Below are 5,829 nucleotides of genomic sequence, written 5' to 3' on the forward strand. Positions count from 1 at the left end.
AGAATTAAAGTGCGAACTCTACCCTTGTGGGTTACTCAGTAAATGTCGGTAATCCCCCTATTACTAGGTTTCAACCGAACGAATCGCACGGAAGCTTCCCCCACAAACGTCGCTTGGTTCCCCCTGTCTTGTCTTGACGCACACATCTGGGAGGGAACCTCCCAGTCGATGCGTCGCTGTCTCACCCTTTTTGTCGGGGAACCCGTCCAAAGGTGAAGCCCAAGTAGAGCACCTTTTCAAGAGAAGAGGTAAGTAAATTAAATGACTAACAGCTTATCTGAAAAGTCAATTCTTTTGAGCTTAAACCCTAGCAATCCCCCCTAACCCTCCTTAAAAAGGGGGGAACCGGAGCCGGAAGTCCCCCTTTTTAAGGGGGATTTAGATCTACGATACATATCAAAAAATCTTTTCAGACATCCTCTGAGATCGAACTAGTTTCGGGTAGTTTTTGCCCACATTGCAATTTAGATTGACTAGCTGGGTAGTATATTAATAAGCAACTTGCGATTGCTACGAATATACTACCCAATTTAATTGAGTGTAGAATCAGTGGAGGTAATCCCTAATGTCATATTTTAAATACTGCCGCCCGATCGCGATTTCGATCGGCATTTTGCTCTTAAATGCGATCTCGATCGATCCGGCTACCGCCAGGGAAACTATCGCTATTATCGATCGGCAGACAGCTAAACCGGGACTAGGATTAGATATCGGTCTCGATCCCATTATTCCAGTATCGCCTTCTAAGCGGATGGCTGTTTCGCAAAATTCGACAACCACCGCCAAGGAATCGGCGGGAATCGGTGTGAGCGCAAAAGTCGGTACGCTCGGTATCGGTGTAGATGTAGCTAAATCATTGACACCACAGTTTAATGCCAGGTTGGGTTTTAACTTTGGCAATATTAGTGCCAATCGTACCGATAGCGGGATTAATTACGATGCACAGTTAAACTTTAGCAGCATTCAGTTAGTAGGCGATTACTACCCATTTACTAGCAGCAGTTTCCGCATTACTGGTGGCTTAGTGGCTCAAAACAATCGCTTTGCTGTAACTGGTCAACCAAATAATAACGGTGTTTACACGATCGCTGGCACTCAATTTCCAGCTAGTAGCGTCGGTACGCTCAGTGGCGAATATAAGTATGGTAACTCGATCGCACCTTATATCGGGATCGGGATTGGGAAATCTAGCAATGAAGGTTTTGGATTTAATGCAGATTTAGGTGTGATGTTTGCAGGTTCGCCGAAAGTCTCTTTGACAGCCAGCAATTCAGCTTTTAATAACAATCCGATTACGCGCGCGCAACTCGATAATCAAGCTCGTCAAACCGAAAACGATCTCAAAGGGTTTAATGTTTATCCCGTATTATCAATCGGACTTTCTTACGGATTTTAGAATTCGTTTGATGTTGACTTACCCTCCCAACCCCCCCTTTATAAGGGAGGGGCTTTTCAGGCTCCCTTCCCTTTATAAGGGGAGGGTTGGGGTGGGGTAAAGGACTACGCAGCAACTCAAAGTTATCGAGAGAGGGCTGAGGGTAACATTAGCCAGTATTCACAACCAGATTATCGATCGATTGGCGAACCATCCGCAGCTTCTAACACAAAGCCCAGATCGGCAATTGTATCCCAATCTTGAGTTGCCGATTGTCCGGGTGTCGTGAGATAATCGCCGACAAAAATTGAATTTGCCACATATAATCCTAACGGTTGGAGCGATCGCAAATGCAATTCGCGTCCGCCAGCAATCCGAATTTCTTGGGAAGGTAATAAGAACCGGAATAAGCACAATATCCGCAGACATTGTTGCGGTGTTAGTTGCTTAATATCTGCAAACTTAGTACCGGGAATCGGAATCAAGAAATTGATCGGGACGCTAGTTACGCCTAATTCGCGCAGGGATAGGGCTAAATCGATAACATCATCATTTGACTCCCCCATCCCTAAAATGCCGCCAGAACAGGTCGTAATCCCCGCAGCACGGACCTTTTTAACTGTCTCAACTCGATCGGTATAAGTGTGTGTCGTCGCGATCCGATCGTGGTTAGATGCGGAGGTATTGAGGTTATGATTGACTCGATCGACTCCAGCTTCGGCGAGGCGGTGGGTTTGTTCTGCGCTTAGTAAGCCCAAACAGGCACAGACTTTCAGATCGTAATTTGCCTTAACTTCCCGTACCGCCTCTAATACTTTACCAAAAGTTGCTTCATTTGGCGATCGACCGGAAATTACCATGCAAAAAGTCCCCGCCTGAAGTTCGGCGGCGCGTTTGGCGGCTTCGAGAATTTTCGACTGCGCCATGAGGGGGTATTTTTCGATTTCGGCGGTAGAAATCTTCGATTGAGAGCAATAATGACAATCTTCTGGACACAAACCGCTCTGGGCATTTAATAAGTAATGGAGCCTGACGCGATTGCTCCAGTAGTGACGGCGCACCCGATAAGCGGCGGCGATTTGCTCTAGCAACACTTCATCTTTTGCCTGAAGTACGGCAAGGCACTCGTCCCTAGTTAATATTTTTCCTGCTAAAGATCGATCTGCAAGGCTATTCCAGGTGGGTGTTGTCAATAACATGGAACTTACGGTCTTTTCTAAGTGTTGAGCGATCGCTTATTATCGCATCAGGGATGACAGATATACTAGCTAAGTTTGCGAAAGTTCTAGATTTTCGTGAAGTTTTAGCTGTAAATCTGTTAGCAATATCGAGGAGTGAGAGTTAAATGTTAAATTTTTATTGGATTTATGACATGCCCAATTGGGCACTTTGTACGTTAATTGTCGGCAGTTTTAGCATCTTTTCGACAATCGGGATTCGCTCGACTAGGAAGTTAGCACGTAAATTGATGGCGCGTCCGCACGGACAAAATGAAGCAGTTGGAATTTATGTCTCGGCGATTGGCGTATTTTATGGAATTACTTTAGGCTTAATTACAGTTGGAGCTTCGACAACTTTTAGCGATATTAGTTCGCAAGTCGATCGCGAAGCAACTAGCATTGCTTCATTTTATCGGAAGGTAAGCAACTATCCAGAACCGACGCGATCGCTATTACAAGGTCAAGCCAAAACATACATAAATTATATTATCGATACGGCATGGCCATTGCAACGACAGGGGATAATTCCGAGCGATATTATCAAACAAGTTGTCGCGATTGAAAAAAATCTTGATGCCTTCGAGCCGATGACCGGATCTCAAACCGCCTTACATGAAGTTACGCTTCAAACTTTCGATGAAATGGCAAGGATGGGGCGGGCGCGATTGCAAAATGTGACCGTCGGACTACCAGGTGCGCTATGGTCGATCGTCATTTTAGGTGCATTATTAAATATCTTTCTCACCTGGATGCTCATCCTCGACAACAATCGACCGCATATTTGGTTGGGAATTGTTTTTAATGCCACAATTGGTATTTTAATCTTTTTAACTGCGGCGATGGATAATCCATTTAGGGGCGATTTTAGCGTTTCAGCAGATTCTTTTCAGATGGTCTATGACCAATTAATGAAAGCTAAAATTAGTTAATTAAGCTACTAACATTGTTACCCGATCGCGCCCTTGAGATTTCGCCTGGTATAAGGCTCGATCGGCAGAATTAATTAAAGTCTGAAAATCATTTTCTCGATCGGGAATAATCGTCGATACGCCCACGCTCACCGTTACATAAGGACAGACAGCCGAAGCTTCATGAGTAATTTGCAAACTTCTAATCGACGAGCGAATATTTTCAGCCACAGAAATTGCCCCTAACGCATCGGTATTAGGCAGTACAATCGCAAATTCTTCACCACCATATCGCGCCACCAAATCGCCACTGCGCCGGATGACTTTTCGCATTGCCATTGCAACTTTAATCAAGCATTTATCACCATTAGGATGTAAATACCGATCGTTATAATTCTTGAAAAAATCAACATCACACATGATCAAAGACAAAGGAGCAGCAATCCGCTGCATCCGATCCCATTCCTTCTGAATATATTCATCAAATCCCCGCCGATTGGCTAATTTAGTCAAGCTATCTAAATTAGCTAAAAGTTGCAAATTTTGGTTGGCTTTTTGAAGTTCGTTTAATTGATTTTTAATCAGATGCGACTGACGAACTAAATTTCGGACTCGCTGACGAAGAATTGGTAAATTAATCGGCTTAGTAATGTAATCAGTCGCCCCCGACGCAAAAGCTCGATCGACAGAATCATCATCATCTAATGATGTAATCATTAAAATTGGAGTCAGCCGTTCGCCTAAATTTTTGAGCTGTTCGCAAAATTCAAAGCCATCTAAAATTGGCATCACCGCATCGACCAGAATCAAATCGGGGTGATGTTTTTGATAGGCCGCAATTCCATCATGACCATTTTTAGCGAGGATAACTTCAAAACCATCCTCTTGTAATGACTCACTAACCTTAGCTCGAACGACTAGATCGTCATCAACTAATAAAATTCGTTGAAATGGGGGTTCAGTCGCGTTCATATTAAATCGTCGCGTAAACGCTCGTTCATGTACTGTACTGGTATCGTGTGTCTTTTGAGATTAGCGACGACTTAAACGTCTGATTTTACTCCGATATTACCTTCACCATAGTGTACCCATGAAGTACCAAGATAGTCGCACTAATTTAGTTATTTCTTTAGAGAGCGGGGAGCGGGGAGTTCGGAGTTGATTTCGATCTGTCAGCTATTTCTCAGCGTTGCTGAGTTGAGGTACGATGTTCGATTTTTGCCAGCCAACTGATTTCTCCGATCTCCCCGCTCCCATCTCAACCGCATTTAATGGTACAATTGTGCTGTGCGGTTTGAAAACTGAAAACTTGATTCAATTTAGCTCTGCTTTACTCGGACAAACCCAAGCTGTCGAACTGTTGACACGATCGATCGTCAAGCAACGGTTGGCACCTGCATATCTATTTCATGGCGCAGATGGCATCGGTAAAAGTCTCGCCGCACGGTGCTTTATCGAACTAATCTTCACCGACGGCGCAGACGAACACGATCGCGCGTTAATTGAGCAAAAACTCCGCCAAGGCAATCATCCCGATGTATTGTGGGTAGCACCCACCTATAGCCACCAGGGAAAACTCCTCTCCGCCGCCGAAGCCACCACAGCAGGTGTCAAACGCAAAGCACCTCCCCAACTGCGGATCGAACAAATTCGCGACATCAGTCGGTTTTTATCGCGTCCGCCATTACTCGGATCTAGATCTGTCATTGCGATCGAACAGGCGCAGACAATGGCAGAAGGAGCCGCAAACGCCCTGTTAAAGACCCTAGAAGAGCCGGGAAAAGCCACAATTATCGCGATCGCCACCAGCGTTGAATCGCTGTTACCGACGATCGTCTCCCGGTGTCAGCAGATCCCGTTTCAAAGACTCGATCGCACTTTAATGGCGCAAGTTTTAACCAATGTTGGCAAACCCGAAATTCTTACTCGACCCGAAATTCTCGGACTAGCTCAAGGTAGTCCCGGTGCTGCAATTGCCATCTGGGAGCAGTTCCAAACCCTCCCCGCCGACTTGCTCGATCGATTGAGTAAATTACCACTTACCCGCCGTCAGGGACTAGAATTAGCCCAGCAGATCGATCGAGATTTAGATGCTACCGAGCAGTTATGGCTGGTTGATTATCTGCAATATATCTATTGGCAAAAATACCGCAATCCTCAAATTATCGAACTGCTAGAACAAACTCGATCGCATTTACTCGCCTACGTTCAACCTCGATTAGTCTGGGAATGTACCCTAATGAAAATTTCATAAGATCGAATTATGAATATTATGCAGCCTGCTAAACTACCTTTTCTAGAAGTCCTCGGCTGGCAAATTGCAGAT

Annotated in this window: 5 protein-coding genes; 3 read left to right on the forward strand and 2 right to left on the reverse strand. The window is 44.9% G+C overall.

Going from position 1 to position 5,829, the window contains the following annotated elements:
- Positions 1–565: 565 nt before the first annotated feature.
- On the forward strand, positions 566–1,396 hold the full coding sequence (locus RMO79_RS08660) for a hypothetical protein (RefSeq protein ID WP_310482712.1): 831 nt from the start codon (positions 566–568) through the stop codon (positions 1,394–1,396).
- Positions 1,397–1,566: 170 nt separating this feature from the next.
- Here the strand turns inward: RMO79_RS08660 and bioB are convergent, their stop codons facing one another.
- Positions 1,567–2,574: a biotin synthase BioB gene (gene bioB / locus RMO79_RS08665; RefSeq protein WP_310482713.1), complete on the reverse strand. Its 1,008-nt coding sequence runs from the start codon at positions 2,572–2,574 to the stop codon at positions 1,567–1,569.
- Positions 2,575–2,720: 146 nt separating this feature from the next.
- Between bioB and RMO79_RS08670 the strand changes: the two genes are divergently transcribed.
- The gene (locus RMO79_RS08670) at positions 2,721–3,524 is read left to right on the forward strand and encodes a hypothetical protein (RefSeq protein ID WP_310482714.1); all 804 of its coding nucleotides are present in this window, start codon (positions 2,721–2,723) and stop codon (positions 3,522–3,524) included.
- Here the strand turns inward: RMO79_RS08670 and RMO79_RS08675 are convergent, their stop codons facing one another.
- Positions 3,525–4,475: a PleD family two-component system response regulator gene (locus RMO79_RS08675; protein ID WP_310482715.1), complete on the reverse strand. Its 951-nt coding sequence runs from the start codon at positions 4,473–4,475 to the stop codon at positions 3,525–3,527. It abuts the gene before it with no gap.
- A 235-nt stretch (positions 4,476–4,710) separates the two neighbouring features.
- On the opposite strand from RMO79_RS08675, the gene RMO79_RS08680 reads away from it, so the two are divergent.
- A complete protein-coding gene (locus RMO79_RS08680; RefSeq protein ID WP_396136557.1) occupies positions 4,711–5,757 on the forward strand; it encodes a DNA polymerase III subunit delta' in 1,047 nt (348 codons plus the stop codon).
- Positions 5,758–5,829 lie beyond the last annotated feature (72 nt).

This window comes from Chamaesiphon sp. VAR_48_metabat_403 (genome assembly GCF_031422475.1).
In the GTDB taxonomy this organism is placed as follows: Bacteria; Cyanobacteriota; Cyanobacteriia; order Cyanobacteriales; family Chamaesiphonaceae; genus Chamaesiphon.